This window comes from Cyclobacterium sp. 1_MG-2023 (assembly GCF_030546805.1).
Classification (GTDB): Bacteria; Bacteroidota; Bacteroidia; order Cytophagales; family Cyclobacteriaceae; genus Cyclobacterium.
The window spans coordinates 264,800-285,585 of the sequence record NZ_JAUOPC010000006.1; the positions used below are offsets into that span (position 1 = coordinate 264,800).

The following is a 20,786-nucleotide window of genomic DNA, read 5'->3' on the forward strand; positions in this document are numbered from 1 at the left end:
ATTTTATTAAAAAACATGAAAACACAAACACTAGCAGTACTCTTCTTATTCTTTATGTCCCACAGTTTATTGGCCCAAGAAAAGGTTAAAGACTTTTCTCTTCCAGCAGTAGGAGATGAAAAACCATTTGTTTTAAGTGAGGCAAAAGGAAAATACGTTGCCCTGCATTTTCTACTTAAAACAGAATGCCCTTATTGTATAAGGCATACCAATGATTATGTAGAGAAAACCGCAGGCTTGGATGATGTGATTCAAGTTTTTATTAAACCGGACACAGACGAAGAAATTTTGGAATGGGCAGAAAATCTGGATGAAGACAGTTTTACAATTTACAGAGATGTAGATGCCCAATTGGCAGACGAGTTGGGCGTTCCGGGAGGGTATTCCTTCCACAATCAATTGGTTCATTACCCTGCTTTAATTTTAATTGGGCCTGATGGGAAAGAAGTGTACAGGTATATAGGAAAGAAAAATTCTGATAGGTTGTCTGTCAAAAAGTTTATGACAGTTTTGGAAGAATTGCGAAAGTAAATTCCTTTCATTTTCAAAGAAACAATTGCCTTAGAAGTATAACACTAAAATACTTTTAAAGGATTTTGCTTACAATTAGGCTTAGCAGCACCAAATTGATAAGTAATCGAAACATTCCCAATAAAATGGCTTTTTTTAGGTGATCCACCAAGTGCCTTTTTACCATGCTTAGGTATATAATCAAAGCGATCAGTAAAATGTTGTAAGCGGTGATGCCGATTACTAGATAGTCATACCATACAGAAAGCTGTAATCTATAAAATACCCCGTAAAGCACATAAATTAACATGGTTAATGTACTGCTACGTGTATTCCATTTGAACAAGAGTTCTCTGTTTAGCCCTTTGATGGACATATGGGTTTTGAATTAGGTTGAGCTTATTATAACGATTATAAGGGAACTAATCAAACATCTAGTTTTTTTATAAATCCTAACAAAACAAAACCCCCTTCCCTACTCAATAGTAAGGAAGGGGGTTTATTATGCGCTTATAGTTGCTGAAGGTCGGATTTATTTGAAAGGCCTATAAAGGTTTGCCCAATGCCGCATACCAAATGCCACCATAGAGATGCTTTAAGAAATCAGCGTCTTCAAAAGCTTCTTCCACATGTCCCAATCCGGTATAAAATATTCTGCCACCATCGTATTCATGGTACCAGGAAATAGGGTGTACAGCACCCATACCCATTTTTTTACCATTTCTTTGCCCTACATCATAGGAGCTTTCATCTAGTTGTAAGAGTATATTTACTTTGTTGTTAAAGTTTTTATACTCATACCATTCATCTGTCCAAAGCCACTTGTCATTGAGGTGGTAGGTGGCAGGATGGTCTCCATTCATTACCTTTATCCTGGCGGTTTGTTGATGTGGATGATGGTTGAATTGGCCTCCAATTAGTTTTGTATACCAAGGCCAGTCGTATTCAGTATCAGTGGCGCTGTGTACTCCTACTACGCCTTTTCCACTTTTAACAAAGCGTTCAAAGGCTGCTTTTTCTTCTGCATTAAAGATGGTTCCGGTGGTGCTCATCATAATGATGACATCGTATTTTTCAAGGTTTTTATCATTGACCAAACTTGCATCTTCAGTAGCATAGATGGCAAAGCGATGCTTTTTTGCTAACTTTTTTATGGCCGCTACTCCTTCAGGAATTGACTGATGCCTAAAACCAGAAGTCTTGCTAATAACTAAAGCTCTGAATTGTTGGGCTTGGCTAAGCGAGGATAAGGAGAAAACGAAGAGGCTGGTAATCAGTAATGAATATATTTTGGATTTGTTGATAAGGCTTTTCATAGGTTATGGAGTTTAAAATTAGGAACGATAATAGCATTTTTATTTAACAATATCGAATTTCTCTCCGGCAATCTTTCTGCTGTAGGCATTAAAATGCCACCATTCGGACCCAATGCCTTTGAAACCTGCTTCCGTCATTATTTCCCTAAGTAATTGCCTGTTTTCAACTTGTTTTTGGTTAATTTTTCCTTCTTTGAGCATTTGTTCCTCCCGATCAGGATAGGCCGGGTATCCAAAAAAATCAAAATCTGTGCCCATATCCAAGGCTTCTCCATTACTGCTTTTGGCTAGGGTAAGGTCCACCGCTACACCAAAGTTGTGTAAACTACCTTTTTGTGGGTTGGCTACATACAGTGGCTTGATGCTATCTGGTTTATCCAATTCATCCCATAGGATTTGTTGAACAGATTGAGGCCTAACTCCATCATAGATTAGAAATGTAAGTGAAGGGTGGGATTTTTGTAAGGCATTGTGGGCCATTATTAACATTTCAATCACTTCTGGTTGCAAATAGCAATTTGTGAGTTCTCCATACACATCCTTACCAAAGAAGTTGTTATTAGTAGAATACCTGAGATCTACATATATCCCTGGAATTTCTTTTTGTACATTTAATAGGCCCGCTTTGATAAGGCGATGTTCTAATTCTCCTACAAAAGGAATGCTGTCTTTTTGAAAAGGGTCAGCTTTTAAGCTGTCTATGGATTCTATTTTTGGGAGGCTCATTTTTGCGCTTTGCTCACTTGTTTCATTTTTGCCTTTCCCACAAGCCATTAGGCTCAATGCTATTATTCCGCTCGTAATGGTTTTTATCATTCCTCTTTGTGCAATAGGGTGGTGCTGGCTTGAGCAGTGGGCAATACAATTACGTCTGCCAATACAACATGAGGAGGTCTTGTTACGGCAAACCTTACGACATCAGCTATATCTTCAGCTTTGAGAGGGGTAAAACCCTTGTACACATTTGCAGCTTTATTTTCATCACCTTTGAATCGTACCTTAGAGAATTCGGTATCCACCAATCCTGGATTGATTGCCATTACTTTTATTCCGTATGGATTTAGATCTAAGCGCATGCCTTTGGTAATGGCATCTACTGCATGTTTGGAACCACAGTAAACGTTGCCCTTGGGATATACTTCTTTACCTGCAGTGGAGCCTATATTGATGATCTGCCCTTGTTTTCTTTCCACCATTCCAGGGATGATCTTTTTAGAAACATAGAGCAAGCCTTTTACATTAATGTCCATCATGGCATCCCAGTCATCTTCGCTGCCATCTTGAATAAAGTCCAGTCCGTGGGCATTGCCTGCATTATTGATCAAAACGGCTATATTTTTCCATTTATCAGGCAAAGAATCAATGGCCTCATAGACGGCTTTTTTATCCCTCACATCAAAAACCAAATAATGGTAGGCAGTATCTTTTGGAAGTAAATCTTTTAATTCTTTCAATCTTTCTTCTCTTCGACCACAAGCGATGATGGCGAAGCCTTCCTCAGCCAGGTATTTGACACAAGCTTTTCCTATGCCCGAGCTTGCTCCGGTAATAAATGCAATTTTCTTTTCCATTAGGGAAGATAAAATTTTTCCCCTAAGATTAAAAATGAAAAGGCCTGCAATGCAATTGCCTTACTGAAAATTTAAATAGATGGTGATTGATTTTCTCTTGATGGATGAGATGGCTCCTGTCATTCGTTCATCCGAATATCCTTCTTGGTACAAATTCATTAAGCCATGCGAAAAGCGGATTTCCGGAGAAAATTTAAAAAATTTGAAATAAAGGTCGAATCCCATACCCATTTCCAAAGCCACATCGGTTCCTTTTAATGCAACCGGGTCTTCATTGGCTTCTTCTTGATTTTTGGTTCTAAACTGTCCGTTTAACCCTCCAATAAAAAACATTCGCGTATTGTTAAAACGTTGGGATTTGTATTTGAGCAATAGGGGAATTTCCACAAGCGTTTCTTCCGTAAGTAGAGGAACAGCATTTATTCCCACTCCATTGATAGCATCCGGATCATCCGTAAAAAGCTGTAGCTCGGTACGGTATTCATAAAACCCAACTTTAGGGGTAAACATCAGGTTAAATTGATCGTGTAATCTGGCTGTTACCAAAAAACCCAAAGCAAAGCCGGGAGAAAAACTCGGCATTATTGCTCTAACCTTATCAAGATTGGGATAATCTGGGTTGAGAAAATTGTCTGCATACTTAATTCTTAGCGAACTGTTATGTGCCGCAAGGAAAAAGCCATAAGAAAGTGGTTCATTATCACTTCCTGATGGATTAAAAATAAAACTCTTTTGCTGCGCTTTTACCAAATTGTTTTGGAAAAAGAGTAGTGCTAAAGAAACAAGAATTACTTTATACCAACGTATATTGAACTTATGCCAAATGTGAGCGTTTTGCATTGCGTTTTTTTGAAACCTACCCTTTCAAGAATATTGATAAAATCATTGCCATCAGGAAAAGCCTTTACCGATTCGGGCAAATAGGTATAGGCTGAATTATCTTTTGAGACGATTTTACCAATTTGAGGTAAAATATATTTAAAATAAAAGGAATAAGCTTGTTTCATCGGGAATTTTTTTGGTGAAGAAAATTCCAAAATCACTGTTTTTCCCCCTGGTTTTAATACTCGGTACATATCTGCCAATCCTTTTTCAAGGTTTTCGAAGTTTCTAACCCCAAATGAAACGATGACAGCGTCAAACTTATTTTCCTCAAACAGTAACTTTTCTGAATCTCCCATTTGTAATTCAATAAGGTGATCCAGTTTTTTTTGCTTCATTTTTTTGCGTCCTTCATTGAGCATTCCTTCAGAGATATCTACACCGATAATCTTTTCAGGCTTTAATGCCAAGGCTTCTATTGCGAAGTCACCGGTACCGGTGGCAATATCTAAAATTAACTTTGGCTTATCTTCCTGCAACATTTTTATGGCTTTCTTTCGCCAGATAATGTCTATGCCCAGGCTAAGAACATGGTTTAGCAAATCGTAATTTTTGCTAATGTTATTGAACATGTTGGCAACTTGTTGCTTCTTGCCTTCTTTTTGATTTTTGTATGGAACTACTGACATGGCTTCTTATTTCAATACAATATTACTAAGTAAACTTGAGCAATGGAAAATTGTTAATGAATTAATGGTTTGGAGACCTTTCAGGAATTTACTTACCTTTGCAAGAAAAAAGAGCCATGTTGAAGAATGCACGCTTTTTAATGAGTAATTCAGACCATACAAAGTGCCCGGCACCCAACAAGCCGGAGTTTGCTTTTATTGGTAGATCTAATGTTGGAAAAAGCTCGCTTATTAACATGCTTACCAATCACAAGCACTTGGCCAAAACCTCGGGAAAACCGGGTAAAACCCAGTTAATCAATCATTTTGAAATTGATTCTCGCTGGTTCATGGTCGATCTTCCGGGATATGGGTTTGCCAAAGCGAATAAAAAACTGAAGGCCGAGTGGAACAAGATGATTCGCAATTACCTTACCGAAAGGGAAAACTTGGTATCTGTATTTGTTTTGATCGACAGCCGACTCAACCCGCAACCTATAGACATAGAATTTATTACTTGGTGTGGTCAGTTGGAATTGCCGGTTACATTGATTTTTACCAAAGCGGACAAACAATCCCAATCGAAAACAGCAGACAATGTGCACCGTTTTCTTGATGAGATGGAAAAAATGTTTGTAGAAGCACCGGAGTTTTTCGTCACCTCTGCCATGACAAGCGTAGGCAGAGAAGAGTTAACCCAATTTATAGAAGAAAACGTTTCGGAATATTATGAGGAGGGGTGAACACCCCGATCTTTCTCGAGATAATCATATATTTGCAGCCAATAAAAAAATAACTATCATGGAATTTAAAGACATTGCCACTGTTTCTGGAAAACCAGGTTTATATAAAGTATTGAAGCCCAGTAGAAGTGGGGTTATCCTTGAATCTTTGGATGATAAAAAGGGTAAATTAGTAGTAGGCGCCGCACAGCGAGTTTCTTTATTGAGTGAAATATCCATTTATACCCTTACAGAGGAAGGCGCTTCTCCATTACAGGATATTATGGTAAAAATTGAAAAAGAATTTCAAGGTGATACTGGTCTAGAAGGAGCTGACAAAGAAGAATACCAGGCATTTATGAAACATATTCTGCCTGAATTTGATGAAGATCGGGTTTATGCTTCTGATGTTAAGAAATTAATTAATTGGTACCATATTATTCGAGCCCAATGTCCGGAGGTTTTGGAAGAAGAAACAGGGGAGGAAGGCAACAAAACTGAGGAAGAAGAAAAATAATATGCATGAATTCATCCATTGATAATTCAAGCCTTATCAAGACAGTTGCAGTAGATTTAAAAGATTTACTGCAACTGCCTATAATTCCGGAAGAAATTGACAGGGAAGGCTTGGCAAGAGTCATTGAGCCGGTGGTTGCTCACCTACTCAATCAAGAATTTGAAAGATTTCTCCAGCTATGTTATCGCTTTGACCTTGGTGAAGGGAAAGTGCAGGAAATATTAAATACCTGCCCTCCGGAAGAAATATCATTTCAAATGTCACTTGCAATTATTGATCGCCAAATGTTAAAGGTGCACTTTCGCAGGAAATACAGTGAGCAGTAGTTGGCCTTTATTATCCTTCAGACTTCTTTTTATAGATCAGTTATTCAAAACCTCCTCTAATTTTTTTACCATGTTGGTAGACCCGATGTAAAAAGGGGTCCGTTGGTGTAAACTTTCCGGTTGAATATCTAAAATTCTATTTTTACCATCAGAGGCCATCCCACCTACTTGTTCAGCAATGAATGCCAATGCATTTGCTTCATAAATCAACCTTATCTTACCTTTTTTGGCTTGATTGGTCGCAGGGTAGAGATAAATTCCGCCTTTAAGTAAATTTCTATGAAAATCAGCCACCAAGCTTCCGATATACCTTGCCGAAGCTCCCTGACGTTTGCAACTTTCTAAATAAGAAAGAATATTTGGGTTAATCATCGGAGTAAGTCCTTCATTCATGGTGAAAATATTACCATCTTCAGGCATTTTCATGTCAGGATGTGAAAGAAAAAACTCACCTAAGGAACGTTCATAAGTAAATCCATTGGCACCGTTTCCCGTGGAATATACCAGCATGGTGGAAGAACCATACAGCACATAGCCTGCCGCAACTTGCTCTCGACCTTTTTGCAATACATCCACTTCTTGTATAGGAGATCCTGAAGGAGTAACCCGCCTGTAAATAGAAAAAACAGTACCAATAGAAACGTTTACATCTATGTTAGAAGAGCCGTCCAAGGGGTCTATGGCGACTACGTATTTGCCTTTGCTATTTTGCAAATCAATCACCAAATCCTCTTCCTCAGAGACTATGGCACAAACTTCACCTCCTTTGGTAAGGGCTCTGGTGAAACGAACATCAGCTATTACATCCAGTTTTTGCTGTTCTTCGCCCTGAACGTTGATCTGTCCGAAAGCTCCGGTTACATCCGACAAACCGGCTCTGCTTATTTCTCTGGAAACTATTTTTGCTGCCAAGGCAATGTCTCTCAATAATTGGGACAATTCTCCCGAGGCGAATGGAAAATCCTCTTGTTTGCTTTTGATAAATCTATCCAAAGTAACCCCAACATTATATGCCAGGTTCTGGGTATCTTGTTTGTAAGGCTGTGTCTTCATACCTTTGAAGTTAATAGATTATCGTTAAAAAATTACTTTTTCCTTTCTATTTTCATGATACAACCTTTGGTTTATAAATTTGGTGGTGCGTCCATAAAAGACGCCAAAGCAATTCAACGAATTGCACAATTACTCAAAAGTCGATGGGTAAACAATTTGGTTATAGTTGTTTCTGCAGCCGGTAAAACGACTGATCGACTAGAAGAGTTAATAAGCCTATCCTTTGATAATAAGGAATTTAATGGGCCATTGATGGACTTAATGGAGTATCATTTGGACCTATGCAAGGGTTTGTTTGAGGAGGGCCATCCCATCTATTCAAGGGTAGAAAATCATTTTGCTCAATTACACCGAGCCTTAGAGAATCATGCCATAAAAGAAAATCAATCATTTTTTTATGACCAGATCATTGGCTATGGGGAATTGATTTCCACTAGGATAATTCAAGAATACCTATGCCTGGTTGGCTGTTCATGTCTGTGGCAGGATGCACGAGAGTTGATTAGTACTGATTCCCATACCAAAATGGCTAAGGTTGATTGGGCGCTAACCATGCAGCACTGTAGAAAAGCACTTATTCCAAAGCTCGAAACTTTTCCTGTGGTCACCCAAGGTTTTATTGGAAAGGATCTTCAAGGAAACACCACTACCCTTGGCAGAGAAGGTTCAGATTTTACTGCCGCCATTTTAGGGGTTAGCCTTGGTGCTTCTTCAGTTACCATTTGGAAAGATGTAGCGGGTATCTTGAATGGTGACCCTGACCTCTTTCCTGATGCGGTCAAATTTGAATACCTTGATTTTGAAGAAGCGGCCGAGATGACTTATTATGGAGCCAGTGTGATTCATCCAAAGACCATAAAACCTTTAAGTAAGCATGGAATTTCACTTTATGTGCAATCATTTTTAGACCCTGACAAGCCGGGTACAGTCATAGGTCCTTTTGGGCAAGCCCCAAGAATTCCAATTACTATAATTAAAAATAATTTGAGCCTTATTGAACTTAGAATAAGGGACCTATCCATGTTGGGGGGGTTTCATTTTGATTATATTTATGATGTGGCAGATGATATCAATGCAGAAATTCAATTGATTCAAAGTGCTGCTGCCCATATAAATATCGTCATCAATGCAATTTCACTGACTGATGAACAAATTACCAAAGCCTTCAGGGATATTTTTCACGTAAGAATAAATAGAGGTCTTAAACTGATTACTGTTAAGAACCCAACTGTTGCTGAGCTGGATCATTACCGAAGGTTGGAGGCCGATTTAATTCTCGAACAAAGGAGCCTCGATTTGGTGCAGTGGTTGTTTGAAAGTTAATGTTCCATAAAGCGCTATGGCGAAGGGATAGAAAGAAATGCCGGATTAATTACTTTTTAGTTAATTCGGGATGATTTTTTTCAAGTGCTTCTATGAAACCTTCCAAAGAGCTGTCGAGGATTTCATAAACCTTCTGAAATCCGTCTACACCTCCGTAATAGGGATCCGGGACTTCACTAAAGGCTGCATTTTTTTGGAATGATCGCATCAAAAACAGATTTTTAGCTGATGTTTTGTGCTGGTCTGCCGCTTTTTTAATGTTCGAAAGATTGGAATCATCCATCGCAATGAGGTAATCAAAATCCCTGAAATCTGTCCGATTAAGCTGTCTTCCACGGTGACATATTTTGATGCCGTTTTTTGAAGCTGAGGCCATGGTCCTCTCATCAGGCAATTCTCCTATGTGATAATCTGAGGTTCCACAGCTATCACAACTAAGAAAATTCTCATAACCTTTTTCTTTGATTTTATGATTGAAAAGCGCTTCGGCCAAGGGTGAGCGGCAAATGTTACCTAAGCATATAAACAATACTTTTATCATAAAACAATCAGTTTCTGCGATTTGTCTGCTTTCAGCAGGGTTTAATAGGAAATGGTTAGATTATTAAAAGGTTAAATTACGGAAATCAATGCATTATACATATGAATTTCATAAAATTTTACCTACATTTGCACAATGAATCCTAAACAGGAATTATTCCTATCTAAAAATGAATGTTGATAGACTAAAAGAGAAGATTACTTCAAAGGGCATGAAATTTACACACCAGCGATTGGTGATTTATCGCTCTTTATGTAATTCTCAAGATCATCCTACTGCTGAGATGGTTTACAATCAGATTACTGAAGAGAATCCAAGTATCTCAATGGGTACTGTTTACAAGACTTTAGAAAGCTTTGTAAACGCCGGTATTCTGCAAAAGTTTAGAGACGATCAGGGTCTGATGCGTTTTGATCCGGTGATGGAGACGCACAGCCATCTGTATTGTAATGACAGCAGTGACATTCGTGATTATAAAAATCCTGATTTGGAAGAGTTGCTACATGCTTTTTTTAAAGAGAACCAAATTGATGGTTTTGAAGTTGAAGAAGTATCGTTGGTAATTAAGGGAAAAACAAAATAAATTTCTTTTAATATCATTAAATTATCTATAAACAATTAAATTTTATTTTATGTCATTAGTTGGAAAAAAAGCACCTTTATTTAGCGTACCTGCTGTAATTGATGGAGAAGAAATAGTTGAAGATTTCTCTTTAGAGCAATTCATCGGTAAAAAAGATGTTATTTTCTTTTTCTACCCAAAAGATTTCACATTTGTATGTCCTACTGAAATTCTTGCATTCCAAGAGAAATTGGAAGAATTTGAGAAAAGAGGAGTAGCGGTTATTGGCGCTTCTTGTGATACAGAAGAGTCTCACCTTGCTTGGTTAAACACACCAAAAGCAGAAGGTGGAATCCAAGGGGTAACTTATCCAATCATTGCAGATCCAGTAAAAACTGTAGCTCATAACTTTGGTGTGCTTGCAGGAGATTGGAACTACAATGAAGAAGGAGAGCTTACTTACCAAGGACTTCCTGTAGCGTATAGAGCTACTTTCCTTATTGACAAAGAAGGAACAGTTAGACATGAAACGGTAAACGACCTTCCATTGGGAAGAAATATCGACGAAATGTTGCGTCTAATTGATGCTTTAAGACATGTGGAGAAATATGGTGAAGTTTGTCCTGCAAACTGGGAAGAAGGTAAAGAGGCAATGAGCGCAACCAGAGAAGGTGTGGCTTCTTATTTGTCAAAAAACTAAACAACGTCCCCATTATTTGATTGAAGCCCAGCCAATTGGCTGGGCTTTTTTATTTCTTTACCGAATTAAATTTTTTTCTTTTTTCGTTGTATATGGTGTACAATTCACGTGTGAAGCTGTCCAGTTCCAAAGACACTGATTTTATATGGTCTACATATTCACGCAACTCTGCTTTTTTTATCACCTTTTCGGTATGAATCAATTGCGTCAATCCCAAAAGACTGGTAACCGGTTTTCTCAATACGTGGGAGATATCAAATGATATTTGCTCAATTGCTTTTTCAAGCTCCACACGGTTGTTAATGTCTTGAAAGCATCCGTATAATAAAACACTTCCATCTTTTGTTTTCTTGGCCTGAGCGGTTACAAAATGCCACCTATATCCTTTCTTGGACTTGAACCTGTATTCTGTATACAGCGGTTTCAATTTATTGAAAGAATTTAATAAATTTTTTTTAAAGTTTTCCTTGTCTTCAGGGTGAACCAATTCAAAACCTAGCTCCGGAGAGCTTTGCCATTTATCATAGCTTATCCTTAATTGTAAATTTTTTAAGCCTCGGTTTAAAAACTCAAAGCTTAGCTTACCCTGAGCGTCTTTTTTCAATAAAAAAATCCCGATTGGCACATTGTCTGTTAACCTTTTTAACTCTTCAGCATTGGATTCAATCTTATTCCTTTGTTCCAAAATTAGTTTCCTATGATTGAGGTGATCCATTGCTTTTTTAGCCAAGGCCAATAATGCTTTCCTATGATTGGATGAAATTTCTCTGGGTTTTTGGTCAAAAATGCAGAGAGTACCCAATACATTTCCCTTTGGTGTGGCCAAGGGAGCACCGGCGTAAAAACGAATTTTGGGATTTCCTTTAACAAATGGATTGTCTTCAAACCTGATGTCCTTGGTTAGATCATTTACAACCATTACCTCATTGGGGTTATTGAGGGCATATTGACAGAAAGAATCTTTCCTACTTGTTTTGTTGAAATTTAACCCGGAGTTTACTTTTAACCATTGCTCATTCTTGTCTATTATTGTTATAAAGGAAAATGGAACATCACAGATTAATTTTGCAATATTAGCCAACTCGTCCAGTTCTTTTTCAGGAGCTGTATCTACAACTTGATAAGAATCCAGTTCTTTTAATCTGTTTTTTTCATTTACCATAAGGGCAAAATATTTTATAGGTTATTAAGGGTACACCGGGTAATTAATTTTTAAATATGCTTCTATATTAATATATTCTATTTCTAATTATTTTTTGATTTAAGTTAAAAATATAGGTTTCATTATTCGTATGATTATACTAATTTTTTACTATGATATTCTTATGTGATTTCCTACATGAAATACTGTAAATAAGCTAGTTATAAGTCAATAAACTAATATATTAAAACAAAGTGTTGATTACAATTATTTATAATATAAATATTGATAATTAATTCTATAAATTTCAATATCCTCGTTTATCATTTTTACCTGAGGTGTTACTAATAATTGATTCCGCATAATTCAAAATAACTTACTTCTTTCTCGAGCATAATTTTTCTATTGGACATTTAGTCAGGTAAAATGGAGCATATTTTTGATTTTTTTAAACTTTCTTATTCAAAAGGATAGCTATTTGTTCTACTACTTAGATAATTATTAATTGATATAATTTAATTTTTTAGCACTAAAATTTTGATTTTTATAACAGTTATCTTAATATATATTTTTGTGACAGTTTAGCAAGTCGTATCAGAAAGGCAACCCAGCTTTTAGCTAAAAGTAACTTTGCAAATAAAATGCATCTTGATTTAATGTACCTTTGAAAAAATCGAATCATGAATCAATGGCATCTAAATCAGTAGAACATTCTTGTTGTGAAAGTGAAAGTTGTTGTGAAGCAGAAACCAAACCAAAAACTTCAAAAGAGAATTTATGGCAATCCCCATGGATTCCTATTGTACTTTCCTTTGTAATATTATTTACCGCCATTTTGGCTGAAGAGCAAATGCCCTTTAATGTTCTAGGTGTCAATGGATGGTTGTTTGTTTACCTTTTTGCTTATTCATTTGTAGGTTTTCCGGTGTTGAAAACCGCTTGGAAACTTATTCGGAAAGGAGAGGTATTTACCGAATTCTTTTTGATGGGGATTGCAACCATTGGCGCTTTTGCTATAGGAGAATATCCTGAAGGGGTGGCTGTAATGCTTTTTTATACCATTGGTGAGCTACTTCAACACAGTGCGGTAAGCAAAGCAAAAAACAATATCCAGGCACTTTTGGACATCAGGCCTGATCAAGCTCGGGTGATCAAAGCGGGAAATTCAAGCTTGGTTGAACCTGAACTTGTGAAGACCGGAGAAATTATAGAAGTCCGAGCCGGAGAAAAGGTACCTTTGGATGCCCAATTGTTGAGTAATGGGGGGACTTTCAATACTGCTGCCCTAACAGGAGAAAGTTTGCCTGCAGAAATCAAAGAAGGAGAAGAGGTTTTGGCTGGTATGGTCAACCTTCAGGATTTAATAAGTTTGCGTGTATTGAGACCTTTTGAAGAAAGTTCTCTTCAAAAAATTATATTTACAGTACAAGAGGCTACATCAAAAAAAGCAAAAACGGAGCAATTTATTCGCAAATTTGCTAAAGTCTACACCCCTATTGTTACCTATTTGGCCCTGGCCTTGGTCATTATTCCGTATTTTATAGTAGAAGATTATTTATTCAGAGACTGGCTCTATCGGGCATTGGTATTCTTGGTTATTTCCTGTCCCTGTGCCTTGGTAATTTCTATTCCTTTAGGTTATTTTGGAGGGATAGGTGCGGCTTCCAGAAAAGGGATTTTATTCAAAGGATCAAATTTTTTGGACAGTATTACTACCATCAACACCGTCTTGTTTGACAAAACAGGCACTTTGACAAGCGGCATTTTCTCCGTTGAAAAAGTGGAAAGTCTTTCCAATGCTTCTGCCGATTGGACAGAGTTGGCAGCTTCTGTGGAAGCCAATACCAACCATCCAATTGGGCAAGCTATCGTCCGGCATATTAAATCAAAACTAAGCCCGGTTGATTCACTAAAAGAATTTCCCGGTAAAGGATTGGAAGGGCAAGTAAATAGTAGGAGGGTGCTTGTTGGCAACAGCTTGCTTATGGAAGATTATGGAATACTGCTTCCATCGCTTGTAACAGACCCAAATAAAACGGCAATATACTGTGCAATTGACGGGGTTCTTTGCGGGTATTTTGTATTAGCGGATGAATTAAAACCGGATGCCAAAGAGGCCTTTACCTCACTTAGAAGGCTTGGTATTCAACAACTTTTGATTTTATCCGGAGATAAAAGGGAGGTAGTAGATGCATTAGGGAAAGAACTCAAAGCTGATGAAGCCCATGGAGGAATGCTACCAGAAGAAAAATATGCAAAAATTGAAGCCCTTAAAAAGGATCCCAAAAATGTTGTTGCATTTGTTGGAGACGGTATCAATGACGCCCCTTCTATTGCTTTGGCGGATGTAGGCATAGGTATGGGAGGTATGGGTAGCGATTTGGCCATTGAGTCTGCGGATATTGTAATTCAAACAGATCAGCCCTCTAAGGTAGCCATGGCTTTTAAAATTGGAAAAGCTACCAAAACCATCGTATGGCAAAATATTGCTCTGGCCTTTATAGTAAAGTTTCTGGTGTTGAGTCTAGGAGCTGCGGGTCTAGCAGGTATGTGGGAGGCTGTTTTTGCTGATGTAGGCGTGGCCCTCTTGGCCATTTTGAATGCCATTAGAATTAATTATTTATTCAAATAAATTCAAACATGCTATTTACTGCTACCACAAGACCGGAGGAAATATGGGCTATTGTAATTAAGGAGCTTCAATTGGCCACAAAGATAGTTCAACACCCTTTCCGCTTCGTAAATTTCTGTACCTCAGCTGGCAATCAGCCTGATAGTAGGTATGTAGTGCTCCGCGAGGTGACTGAGGAGTTGCAAATGTTATTTTATACAGATAGTAGAAGTAAAAAAATAGCTCAAATAAGGGAAAACCCCCATGTTTCATTGTTGTTTTACCATCCCTCTGCGCGTTGTCAGGTAAAAATTAAAGGGATTGCCACTATGCTAACTCAAAAGGAAGCCACTAAAAATTACTGGGAAAACATTCCTCCGGAAGCCCAAAAAGCCTATCAGTCAAATAGGCCACCTAAAACTCAAGTAGACAGAGCAGAAAAAGGAATGATGGTGGATGTTGAGTACCAAAATAAATTTTTTTCAGTAATTAAGGTTATTCCTAAAGAGGTAGAATGCCTTCAACTGGATAGCAAGGGTCACTTAAGGCTTGCATTTGTGTTGGAAAATGAAAAATGGCAATCAAGCTGGCTGGTACCTTAGGGCCTGTTTCAATTTAAATGTCCGTTGGGCAAAAGGAATAAAAGTGCTATCTTCAATGGTTTAAAGCCAGCAAAAACATTTTAAAAAACTATTTTCCATGCATAACAGTAACAGAAGAGACTTTATCAAAAAGACCGGATTGGCGACAGCCATTTTGGGTTTAGGCCTTGGAGGGCAGGCCATTTCTATGGCTCCTCGCAAGGAATTATTTAAAATTTCATTGGCCCAATGGTCTGTCAACAGATTGCTATTCAATAAAAAGATGGACAATTTGGATTTTGCCGTACTTGCCAAAAAGCACGGGATTTCAGCAGTAGAATATGTGAACCAGTTTTTTATGGACAAAGCCAAGGATACGGCTTACTTGAAAGAAATGAAAACCCGGGCAGAAGGAGAGGGTGTTACTTCAGTTTTGATCATGTGCGACAATGAAGGAAAATTGGGTGCCAGAGATCAGGCAGAGCGTATGCAGACGGTGGAGAACCACAAAAAATGGGTAGAAGCAGCTAAGTTTCTTGGTTGTCACTCTATCCGAGTAAATGGATATTCTTTTACTAGATACAGTGCAGATAAAAAGGACTTTGCCGAATCACAGAAACTTGTAGCTGATGGCTTGCGAAGCCTTTGTGAGTTTGCAGATACCATGGATATTAATGTAATGATTGAAAATCATGGTGGGTTTTCCAGTGATGCCAAGTGGCTTTCCGGCGTAATGAAAGCAGCCGACCATCCAAGAGCCGGCACACTTCCGGATTTTGGCAATTTCTTGATGTATAGAAATGAAGGAGAAAAAACCCTTAGCTATGATTCTTATAAAGGAGTGAAACAGTTGATGCCTTATGCCAAAGGAGTAAGTGTAAAACCTACGGTTTGGGATGGAAAAGGCAATCAGTCTCAGTTGGATTATGAAAAAATGCTTTCAATTGTTCTCAAGGCAGGTTACCATGGGTATTGTGGGATTGAACATGGAGAGCAAGGACGTATATGGGAAAGCATAGTAGAAGTTCGTGAAGAGCTGGAGGCTGCTGAGAAAGCACTTAGAAGTTCTTTTTCTGTCTAATCTAAATTGTAAATAGGTCTTCTATTACCGGGTAAAACCGACTTAAAAATCAGTCCCTTTGTGGCTATTTTATTCGGAAATTTTAATCCAGGCAGATTTTTCCCTCACACAGTGAACATTGTTATATATTCCCCTGATTTATGGATTCAGGGGAATTTTTTTGCCTTAGCTTTTCAAATCTAGTCTGTATGGCTTTTTAGGTAGATTAAATTTTGATAATCTAATATACCGATCATTTAAAATTTTTCTTTATGGAAAAATTCCGAATATATATTTGGTTAATTTATTATATTAGCCTATTCAGTATTGCTTGTTTTCTGAATTTTTTATCATTGTTTTGGATTAAGACAGATAAATTGCACATCATGATATATAGGATTATAACGTGTTTTCTATTTACAGGAATTACAATTTCTTGTGCTGAAAAAGAAACCCCTTTGCCAAATATTGTCTTGATAATGGGTGATGACATAGGATATTCAGATATAGGGGCCTATGGGGGAGAAATTCAAACCCCAAATATAGATCGGCTTGCAGAGGGAGGTTTAAGGTTTACCACTTTCTATAACATGGCCAAATGCAATCCCACCCGATCAACCATGCTTACAGGTTTGTATACCGGGGGAGAGGGAGCAGTTCATATTGCCAACCTTACCAAAGAAGCAGGCTATCATAATATAATGAGTGGAAAAGAGCATTTCGACGCTTGGGTGCCGGAGTATTGTAAAGCTGAAAATGTTTTTGATCATTCCTTTTATTTCTGGGCCACCACAGAGTACTTTCTACCTCCATCCGGAGAGTTTGAAAAACCATTTTACCTGGAAGGAAAAGAAATAAAAGCGGAGGAAATAGAACATGAACAAAGTCCTATGTACAAAACGGACTTTATTACCGATTATGCTTTGAATTGGCTAGATGAAGCCTTTGAAAAAGAGGACCCTTTCTTTCTTTATCTGCCTTACCATGCTGCCCACTACCCCCTTCAGGCCCGACCTGAAGATATTGACAAATACCGAGGAAAATACCTTAAGGGTTGGGATGTACTTAGAAAAGAACGTTTTGAAAACATGCAAAAAATAGGTGTGCTCCCCAATGGTGCTAAACTCAGTCCTCCTGAAAACAACTTGAACAAGTCTCGGGGACCCTTGTTACCGGATTATACCGATTATTATGCCTGGGACAGTTTGTCTGCTGAAAAAAAAGATTCCCTTGACCTAGAAATGTCTGTTTTTGCTGCAATAATTGATAGGATGGATCAGAACATAGGAAGGATACTGAAGAAACTGGAGGACAATGGTAAATTGGAAAATACCATCATCATGTACCTCAATGACAATGGTTCATGCCCCTTCTATACCAATAAGGTAAAAGATGTAGCACCCGGTCCAGCAGATTCCTATTGGAGTTTGCGCACCAATTGGGCAATGTTGGGCAATACACCTTTTAGGCAACACAAGCAGTCAGGTCTAGAGGGTGGAAGCCATACTTCTTTTATCGTCCATTGGCCAAGAAAAATAGCTCCCAATACCATTACCGATCAAGTAGGGCATGTGGTTGACATTGCCCCTACCTTTTTGGACTTGTTAAATATCCAATATCCGGATTCAATTCAGGGGCATCCAACCCTTCCTTTGCATGGAAGTTCCTTATTGCCTGTATTTATGGGTCAGCAACGGCAGGAACCTGAATACTTTGTTTCCGGAATAAATAAGTTCAGAATGTTTAGAAGTGGCGACTATAAAATTGTTAGGATGAATGGGGGACCATGGGAACTGTATAACATGACCAAAGATCCATCTGAGCTTGTGAATTTAGCGGATACCATGCCTGAAAAAGTCAAAGAATTGGCCATGCATTATGAATCCACCCCTGCCATAATTTCAAATAATATTCCTTGATTTATACAAGGCATAAAACAAAATCAAGCGGATTGCCTTATATCGCAATCCGCCTGATTATTTCACAATAATAGATATCAATAGGGTTAATTCCTGGAATTTAATAATCACTCCATCAAATAAACCACCATGCTCCTAGGTCCGTGGGCGCCTATGATAAGTGATTGTTCAATATCCGCAGTCTTGGATGGGCCTGCTACAAACACGCCATATCCCGGATCAGCTACATTGATCTTTTGGTAAACCTCATGCATATTTCCCAAGAGATTTTCCACTTTAAGCAAAACGATCAGATGTTGGGCAATAAATGGCAAAGCTCTGTGAATGATTTTTTCCTCGGGAAGCCATATGGCAGCATTTTCTACCACACCCCAATCTCCTTCCAATATGGCTACTTCAATGTCCTCCAATTCATGGGGATCTTTAACTTTTCCTATTTCAAAATTTCCTGAAATTCCATCTACCAATGACAAAACCTGTTGGTCGGAGGTAAATTTTTCATTCAGGTATTGCTGTATTTGGTCTATTCCTTCACCTGATTTGGCCAATCCACCATTCAATTTTATACTGGCCTGAAATTGTTCGATCAGGTTGTTTTCATAGGGAAACTTAGGGTGCTCCGGCAATGGAAGCTTACCAGGTTTGTTCTTTTTTATAGCCGCTATTATGGCTTCTTTGCTACTGTTCATTGCTTCCTGTTTTTTCGGTACCAGTCCTTGAAACTTTCTTTGGGCACTTCCGGTAATTCTCGGTGTTTGCCCCATGCATTGAAGCTATTGTAAATAAATCCTCTGGGACTTATGGTCAGGGATTTTCTGGCCATTTTACCCATCATGTCAAATAGTTTTGGCTTTGACATTACATTTCCTCCAAAACGCATGGCCCATTTTTTGGAAGGTTGGGATGGCCCTTCCTTGGTGATTACCTGTCGCCATTTGTACAGTTGCTCGTGAATATTTATTTTTACCGGACAAACATCTGTACAAGAGCCACAAAGGGTGGAGGCAAATGGCAAAGTGCTGTGCTTTTTCAAGTCCATACCCGGAGAGAGAATGGACCCAATAGGCCCCGGAACCGTGGAGCCATAGCTAAAGCCACTACTTCTACGGTAAATAGGGCAAGTATTCATACAGGCCCCACAACGAATACATTTAAGGGAATTTCTGAAATCCTCTCTACCCAATTGGTCGGTTCTACCATTGTCCACCAAGATTAGGTACATTTTTTTACCTTCCCTAGGGCGGTGAAAGTGGGAAGTATAATTTGTGATGCTTTGTCCAGTGGCACTTCTTGCCAGAAGCCGGAGAAATACACCGAGGTCTGCGGCTCTGGGGATGAGTTTTTCTATACCCATGCAAGCGATGTGCAAATCTGCCAGATGTGTTCCCATATCCGCGTTGCCTTCATTGGTACAAACCACAAACCCGCCGGTTTCAGCGATTCCAAAGTTCACTCCTGTAATGGCTGCCTTGGCTTGAATAAATTTTTGCCTTAAATGTTGTCTAGCTGCTTCAGTGAGGTAAGCCGGATCATCTGCACCGGCTTCTGTTCCCAGGTGTTCGTGAAAAATGTCACCAATCTCTTTCTTCTTTAGGTGAATGGCAGGCATCACTATGTGACTTGGAACCTGTTTGTTAAATTGTATGATTCTTTCTCCAAGATCCGTATCCACTACATCATATCCTTTGTCTTCTAGGAAATGATTGAGGCCGCATTCTTCGGTGAGAATGGATTTACTTTTTACTAAGTTCTTGACCTGATTTTCCTCCAGAATACGCAATACATGCTGATTGTGTTCATCAGCGTCTTTAGCCCATAGTACTTCAATGCCGTTTTCAGAAGCATTTTTTTCAAACTGTAACAATAAATTATCTAAGTTTGAAAGCACATAATCCTTAATTTGAGAAGCATTATTTCTTAAATTTTCCCATTCTGGAATTTTCTGGGCAGCTACATCTCTTTTGCTACGTACGTGCCATAATGTATCATCGTGCCAATGACTGCGTTCCCCGTCCTTTAGAAACGCTTCTGCTGCAGCTGCATGGGTTGGTGTCGTCTTCATTTTACTTCTGGTTTTGGGTTTTTGGTACTTGGCCATTGAGGATTTCGGCAATGTGCATGACCTTTACTGGACTATTTTCCCGCCGAAGGATTCCCTCCAAGTGCATCAAGCAGGACATATCCGCTCCCGTAATTACCTGAACGCCCTGTTCCTCATGGTCTTTGATTCGGTCTTTTCCCATACTTACTGAGACCGCCTCTTCAAAAACAGCAAACGTTCCTCCAAAACCGCAACATTCATCTTTCCTGGTAAGGTTTACCAGTTCAATGCCATTTACCATTTCTAGCAATTGTTTGGGTTTATTAAATTCAACCCCCATTATTTCTGAAGGCTTGGCAAGATTTAGGCCTCTAAGCCCATGACAACTTGCATGAATGCCTACCTTATATGGAAAATTTGCTTTGAGGTTTTTTATTTTTAATACATCGGTAAGAAATTCACAAAGTTCATAGACTTTTGGCTCATTGTCTTTGCCCGAATAAATATGGTCTTTGGTATGTAGGGTACAACTGCCGGATGGACAGACCACATAATCAAATCCACTAAAGTTCTTTCGAAATAAATCGGCTGCACCCTCTCCATAATCCTGATAGCCTGAATTGGCCATAGGCTGACCACAACAAGTTTGTTTTAGGGGATAATCCACATCTACTCCTGCGCTTTCTAAGAGCTCAAGGCTGGCAATGGCTACCTGAGGGTAAAATTGATCTACATAACATGGTATAAATAATCCAACTTTCATCAGTGCGGTTATTCTTGGATAATTAACAAAATACATGAG

23 protein-coding genes are annotated in these 20,786 nt (G+C 38.5%); 11 read left to right on the forward strand and 12 right to left on the reverse strand.

Annotated features, from left to right (window positions below; translation table 11 throughout):
* Positions 1 to 15 precede the first annotated feature (15 nt).
* Entirely contained in the window at positions 16 to 531 is a 516-nt protein-coding gene (locus Q4534_RS11805; protein WP_303613380.1) for a peroxiredoxin, read from the forward strand.
* A 55-nt stretch (positions 532 to 586) separates the two neighbouring features.
* Here the strand turns inward: Q4534_RS11805 and Q4534_RS11810 are convergent, their stop codons facing one another.
* The 6 genes from Q4534_RS11810 to ubiE all read right to left on the reverse strand — a co-directional run bounded on the left by Q4534_RS11810 (position 587) and on the right by ubiE (position 4,908).
* Positions 587 to 886 carry a hypothetical protein gene (locus tag Q4534_RS11810; RefSeq protein ID WP_303613381.1) on the reverse strand — a complete coding sequence of 100 codons (300 nt, stop codon included), beginning with the start codon at positions 884 to 886 and terminating at the stop codon, positions 587 to 589.
* A gap of 169 nt (positions 887 to 1,055) precedes the next feature.
* On the reverse strand, positions 1,056 to 1,826 hold the full coding sequence (locus Q4534_RS11815; RefSeq protein ID WP_303613382.1) for a ThuA domain-containing protein: 771 nt from the start codon (positions 1,824 to 1,826) through the stop codon (positions 1,056 to 1,058).
* Between the two features lie 39 nt (positions 1,827 to 1,865).
* Positions 1,866 to 2,642 carry a M15 family metallopeptidase gene (locus Q4534_RS11820; protein WP_303613383.1) on the reverse strand — a complete coding sequence of 259 codons (777 nt, stop codon included), beginning with the start codon at positions 2,640 to 2,642 and terminating at the stop codon, positions 1,866 to 1,868.
* A complete protein-coding gene (locus Q4534_RS11825; protein ID WP_303613384.1) occupies positions 2,639 to 3,397 on the reverse strand; it encodes an SDR family NAD(P)-dependent oxidoreductase in 759 nt (252 codons plus the stop codon). Before Q4534_RS11825 ends, Q4534_RS11820 begins: the two co-directional genes overlap by 4 nt.
* 60 nt (positions 3,398 to 3,457) lie before the next feature.
* Complete coding sequence (locus tag Q4534_RS11830; RefSeq protein ID WP_303613385.1) at positions 3,458 to 4,237, reverse strand: outer membrane beta-barrel protein; 780 nt, start codon at positions 4,235 to 4,237, stop codon at positions 3,458 to 3,460.
* Positions 4,186 to 4,908 (reverse strand): bifunctional demethylmenaquinone methyltransferase/2-methoxy-6-polyprenyl-1,4-benzoquinol methylase UbiE, encoded by a 723-nt coding sequence (gene ubiE / locus Q4534_RS11835; RefSeq protein ID WP_303613386.1) that lies wholly within the window; start codon positions 4,906 to 4,908, stop codon positions 4,186 to 4,188. Before ubiE ends, Q4534_RS11830 begins: the two co-directional genes overlap by 52 nt.
* A 116-nt stretch (positions 4,909 to 5,024) precedes the next feature.
* On the opposite strand from ubiE, the gene yihA reads away from it, so the two are divergent.
* From yihA to Q4534_RS11850, 3 genes are read left to right on the forward strand one after another with little or no spacing between them, the layout of a single operon-like run.
* The gene (gene yihA / locus Q4534_RS11840) at positions 5,025 to 5,630 is read left to right on the forward strand and encodes a ribosome biogenesis GTP-binding protein YihA/YsxC (RefSeq protein WP_303613387.1); all 606 of its coding nucleotides are present in this window, start codon (positions 5,025 to 5,027) and stop codon (positions 5,628 to 5,630) included.
* A gap of 58 nt (positions 5,631 to 5,688) precedes the next feature.
* On the forward strand, positions 5,689 to 6,126 hold the full coding sequence (locus Q4534_RS11845) for a DUF5606 domain-containing protein (protein ID WP_303613388.1): 438 nt from the start codon (positions 5,689 to 5,691) through the stop codon (positions 6,124 to 6,126).
* Between the two features lie 5 nt (positions 6,127 to 6,131).
* Positions 6,132 to 6,452 (forward strand): hypothetical protein, encoded by a 321-nt coding sequence (locus Q4534_RS11850; protein WP_303613389.1) that lies wholly within the window; start codon positions 6,132 to 6,134, stop codon positions 6,450 to 6,452.
* Between the two features lie 36 nt (positions 6,453 to 6,488).
* Here the strand turns inward: Q4534_RS11850 and fbp are convergent, their stop codons facing one another.
* Positions 6,489 to 7,505 carry a class 1 fructose-bisphosphatase gene (gene fbp, locus Q4534_RS11855; protein ID WP_303613390.1) on the reverse strand — a complete coding sequence of 339 codons (1,017 nt, stop codon included), beginning with the start codon at positions 7,503 to 7,505 and terminating at the stop codon, positions 6,489 to 6,491.
* Positions 7,506 to 7,559: 54 nt separating this feature from the next.
* On the opposite strand from fbp, the gene Q4534_RS11860 reads away from it, so the two are divergent.
* Complete coding sequence (locus Q4534_RS11860; RefSeq protein WP_303613391.1) at positions 7,560 to 8,828, forward strand: aspartate kinase; 1,269 nt, start codon at positions 7,560 to 7,562, stop codon at positions 8,826 to 8,828.
* A gap of 49 nt (positions 8,829 to 8,877) precedes the next feature.
* Here Q4534_RS11860 and Q4534_RS11865 read toward each other — a convergent pair whose 3' ends face one another.
* Positions 8,878 to 9,369, reverse strand: a complete 492-nt coding sequence (locus Q4534_RS11865; RefSeq protein ID WP_303613392.1) for a low molecular weight protein-tyrosine-phosphatase — start codon at positions 9,367 to 9,369, stop codon at positions 8,878 to 8,880.
* A gap of 169 nt (positions 9,370 to 9,538) precedes the next feature.
* Between Q4534_RS11865 and Q4534_RS11870 the strand changes: the two genes are divergently transcribed.
* Together Q4534_RS11870 and Q4534_RS11875 are read left to right on the forward strand one after the other, a co-directional pair.
* Positions 9,539 to 9,952 (forward strand): Fur family transcriptional regulator, encoded by a 414-nt coding sequence (locus Q4534_RS11870; protein ID WP_303613393.1) that lies wholly within the window; start codon positions 9,539 to 9,541, stop codon positions 9,950 to 9,952.
* 49 nt (positions 9,953 to 10,001) lie between these two features.
* On the forward strand, positions 10,002 to 10,631 hold the full coding sequence (locus Q4534_RS11875; protein WP_014019877.1) for a peroxiredoxin: 630 nt from the start codon (positions 10,002 to 10,004) through the stop codon (positions 10,629 to 10,631).
* A 49-nt stretch (positions 10,632 to 10,680) separates the two neighbouring features.
* Here Q4534_RS11875 and Q4534_RS11880 read toward each other — a convergent pair whose 3' ends face one another.
* Positions 10,681 to 11,793 carry a GAF domain-containing protein gene (locus Q4534_RS11880; RefSeq protein ID WP_303613394.1) on the reverse strand — a complete coding sequence of 371 codons (1,113 nt, stop codon included), beginning with the start codon at positions 11,791 to 11,793 and terminating at the stop codon, positions 10,681 to 10,683.
* A 667-nt stretch (positions 11,794 to 12,460) separates the two neighbouring features.
* On the opposite strand from Q4534_RS11880, the gene Q4534_RS11885 reads away from it, so the two are divergent.
* The 4 genes from Q4534_RS11885 to Q4534_RS11900 all read left to right on the forward strand — a co-directional run bounded on the left by Q4534_RS11885 (position 12,461) and on the right by Q4534_RS11900 (position 17,943).
* Positions 12,461 to 14,404 carry a heavy metal translocating P-type ATPase gene (locus Q4534_RS11885; RefSeq protein ID WP_303613395.1) on the forward strand — a complete coding sequence of 648 codons (1,944 nt, stop codon included), beginning with the start codon at positions 12,461 to 12,463 and terminating at the stop codon, positions 14,402 to 14,404.
* Positions 14,405 to 14,412: 8 nt separating this feature from the next.
* Positions 14,413 to 14,985: a pyridoxamine 5'-phosphate oxidase family protein gene (locus Q4534_RS11890; protein WP_303613396.1), complete on the forward strand. Its 573-nt coding sequence runs from the start codon at positions 14,413 to 14,415 to the stop codon at positions 14,983 to 14,985.
* Between the two features lie 97 nt (positions 14,986 to 15,082).
* The gene (locus Q4534_RS11895) at positions 15,083 to 16,045 is read left to right on the forward strand and encodes a sugar phosphate isomerase/epimerase (RefSeq protein ID WP_303613397.1); all 963 of its coding nucleotides are present in this window, start codon (positions 15,083 to 15,085) and stop codon (positions 16,043 to 16,045) included.
* Positions 16,046 to 16,410: 365 nt separating this feature from the next.
* Positions 16,411 to 17,943, forward strand: coding sequence for an arylsulfatase (locus Q4534_RS11900; RefSeq protein ID WP_303613398.1), 1,533 nt, complete (start codon positions 16,411 to 16,413; stop codon positions 17,941 to 17,943).
* Positions 17,944 to 18,050: 107 nt separating this feature from the next.
* Here the strand turns inward: Q4534_RS11900 and Q4534_RS11905 are convergent, their stop codons facing one another.
* From Q4534_RS11905 to Q4534_RS11915, 3 genes are read right to left on the reverse strand one after another with little or no spacing between them, the layout of a single operon-like run.
* Positions 18,051 to 18,632 (reverse strand): LUD domain-containing protein, encoded by a 582-nt coding sequence (locus Q4534_RS11905; RefSeq protein ID WP_303613399.1) that lies wholly within the window; start codon positions 18,630 to 18,632, stop codon positions 18,051 to 18,053.
* Positions 18,629 to 20,005: a lactate utilization protein B gene (locus Q4534_RS11910; protein WP_303613400.1), complete on the reverse strand. Its 1,377-nt coding sequence runs from the start codon at positions 20,003 to 20,005 to the stop codon at positions 18,629 to 18,631. The genes Q4534_RS11905 and Q4534_RS11910 overlap by 4 nt, the downstream gene beginning before the upstream one ends.
* A gap of 1 nt (position 20,006) precedes the next feature.
* A complete protein-coding gene (locus tag Q4534_RS11915) occupies positions 20,007 to 20,747 on the reverse strand; it encodes a (Fe-S)-binding protein (protein ID WP_303613401.1) in 741 nt (246 codons plus the stop codon).
* Between the last annotated feature and the right edge of the window lie 39 nt (positions 20,748 to 20,786).

What these genes read in the sequence shown, in the direction of transcription:
- Q4534_RS11805 (WP_303613380.1), top strand. Translation starts at nt 16, where the DNA reads ATGAAAACACAAACACTAGCAGTACTCTTCTTATTCTTTATGTCCCAC.
- Q4534_RS11810 (WP_303613381.1), bottom strand. Translation starts at nt 886, where the DNA reads ATGTCCATCAAAGGGCTAAACAGAGAACTCTTGTTCAAATGGAATACA.
- Q4534_RS11815 (WP_303613382.1), bottom strand. Translation starts at nt 1,826, where the DNA reads ATGAAAAGCCTTATCAACAAATCCAAAATATATTCATTACTGATTACC.
- Q4534_RS11820 (WP_303613383.1), bottom strand. Translation starts at nt 2,642, where the DNA reads ATGATAAAAACCATTACGAGCGGAATAATAGCATTGAGCCTAATGGCT.
- Q4534_RS11825 (WP_303613384.1), bottom strand. Translation starts at nt 3,397, where the DNA reads ATGGAAAAGAAAATTGCATTTATTACCGGAGCAAGCTCGGGCATAGGA.
- Q4534_RS11830 (WP_303613385.1), bottom strand. Translation starts at nt 4,237, where the DNA reads ATGCAAAACGCTCACATTTGGCATAAGTTCAATATACGTTGGTATAAA.
- ubiE (WP_303613386.1), bottom strand. Translation starts at nt 4,908, where the DNA reads ATGTCAGTAGTTCCATACAAAAATCAAAAAGAAGGCAAGAAGCAACAA.
- yihA (WP_303613387.1), top strand. Translation starts at nt 5,025, where the DNA reads ATGTTGAAGAATGCACGCTTTTTAATGAGTAATTCAGACCATACAAAG.
- Q4534_RS11845 (WP_303613388.1), top strand. Translation starts at nt 5,689, where the DNA reads ATGGAATTTAAAGACATTGCCACTGTTTCTGGAAAACCAGGTTTATAT.
- Q4534_RS11850 (WP_303613389.1), top strand. Translation starts at nt 6,132, where the DNA reads ATGAATTCATCCATTGATAATTCAAGCCTTATCAAGACAGTTGCAGTA.
- fbp (WP_303613390.1), bottom strand. Translation starts at nt 7,505, where the DNA reads ATGAAGACACAGCCTTACAAACAAGATACCCAGAACCTGGCATATAAT.
- Q4534_RS11860 (WP_303613391.1), top strand. Translation starts at nt 7,560, where the DNA reads ATGATACAACCTTTGGTTTATAAATTTGGTGGTGCGTCCATAAAAGAC.
- Q4534_RS11865 (WP_303613392.1), bottom strand. Translation starts at nt 9,369, where the DNA reads ATGATAAAAGTATTGTTTATATGCTTAGGTAACATTTGCCGCTCACCC.
- Q4534_RS11870 (WP_303613393.1), top strand. Translation starts at nt 9,539, where the DNA reads ATGAATGTTGATAGACTAAAAGAGAAGATTACTTCAAAGGGCATGAAA.
- Q4534_RS11875 (WP_014019877.1), top strand. Translation starts at nt 10,002, where the DNA reads ATGTCATTAGTTGGAAAAAAAGCACCTTTATTTAGCGTACCTGCTGTA.
- Q4534_RS11880 (WP_303613394.1), bottom strand. Translation starts at nt 11,793, where the DNA reads ATGGTAAATGAAAAAAACAGATTAAAAGAACTGGATTCTTATCAAGTT.
- Q4534_RS11885 (WP_303613395.1), top strand. Translation starts at nt 12,461, where the DNA reads ATGGCATCTAAATCAGTAGAACATTCTTGTTGTGAAAGTGAAAGTTGT.
- Q4534_RS11890 (WP_303613396.1), top strand. Translation starts at nt 14,413, where the DNA reads ATGCTATTTACTGCTACCACAAGACCGGAGGAAATATGGGCTATTGTA.
- Q4534_RS11895 (WP_303613397.1), top strand. Translation starts at nt 15,083, where the DNA reads ATGCATAACAGTAACAGAAGAGACTTTATCAAAAAGACCGGATTGGCG.
- Q4534_RS11900 (WP_303613398.1), top strand. Translation starts at nt 16,411, where the DNA reads ATGATATATAGGATTATAACGTGTTTTCTATTTACAGGAATTACAATT.
- Q4534_RS11905 (WP_303613399.1), bottom strand. Translation starts at nt 18,632, where the DNA reads ATGAACAGTAGCAAAGAAGCCATAATAGCGGCTATAAAAAAGAACAAA.
- Q4534_RS11910 (WP_303613400.1), bottom strand. Translation starts at nt 20,005, where the DNA reads ATGAAGACGACACCAACCCATGCAGCTGCAGCAGAAGCGTTTCTAAAG.
- Q4534_RS11915 (WP_303613401.1), bottom strand. Translation starts at nt 20,747, where the DNA reads ATGAAAGTTGGATTATTTATACCATGTTATGTAGATCAATTTTACCCT.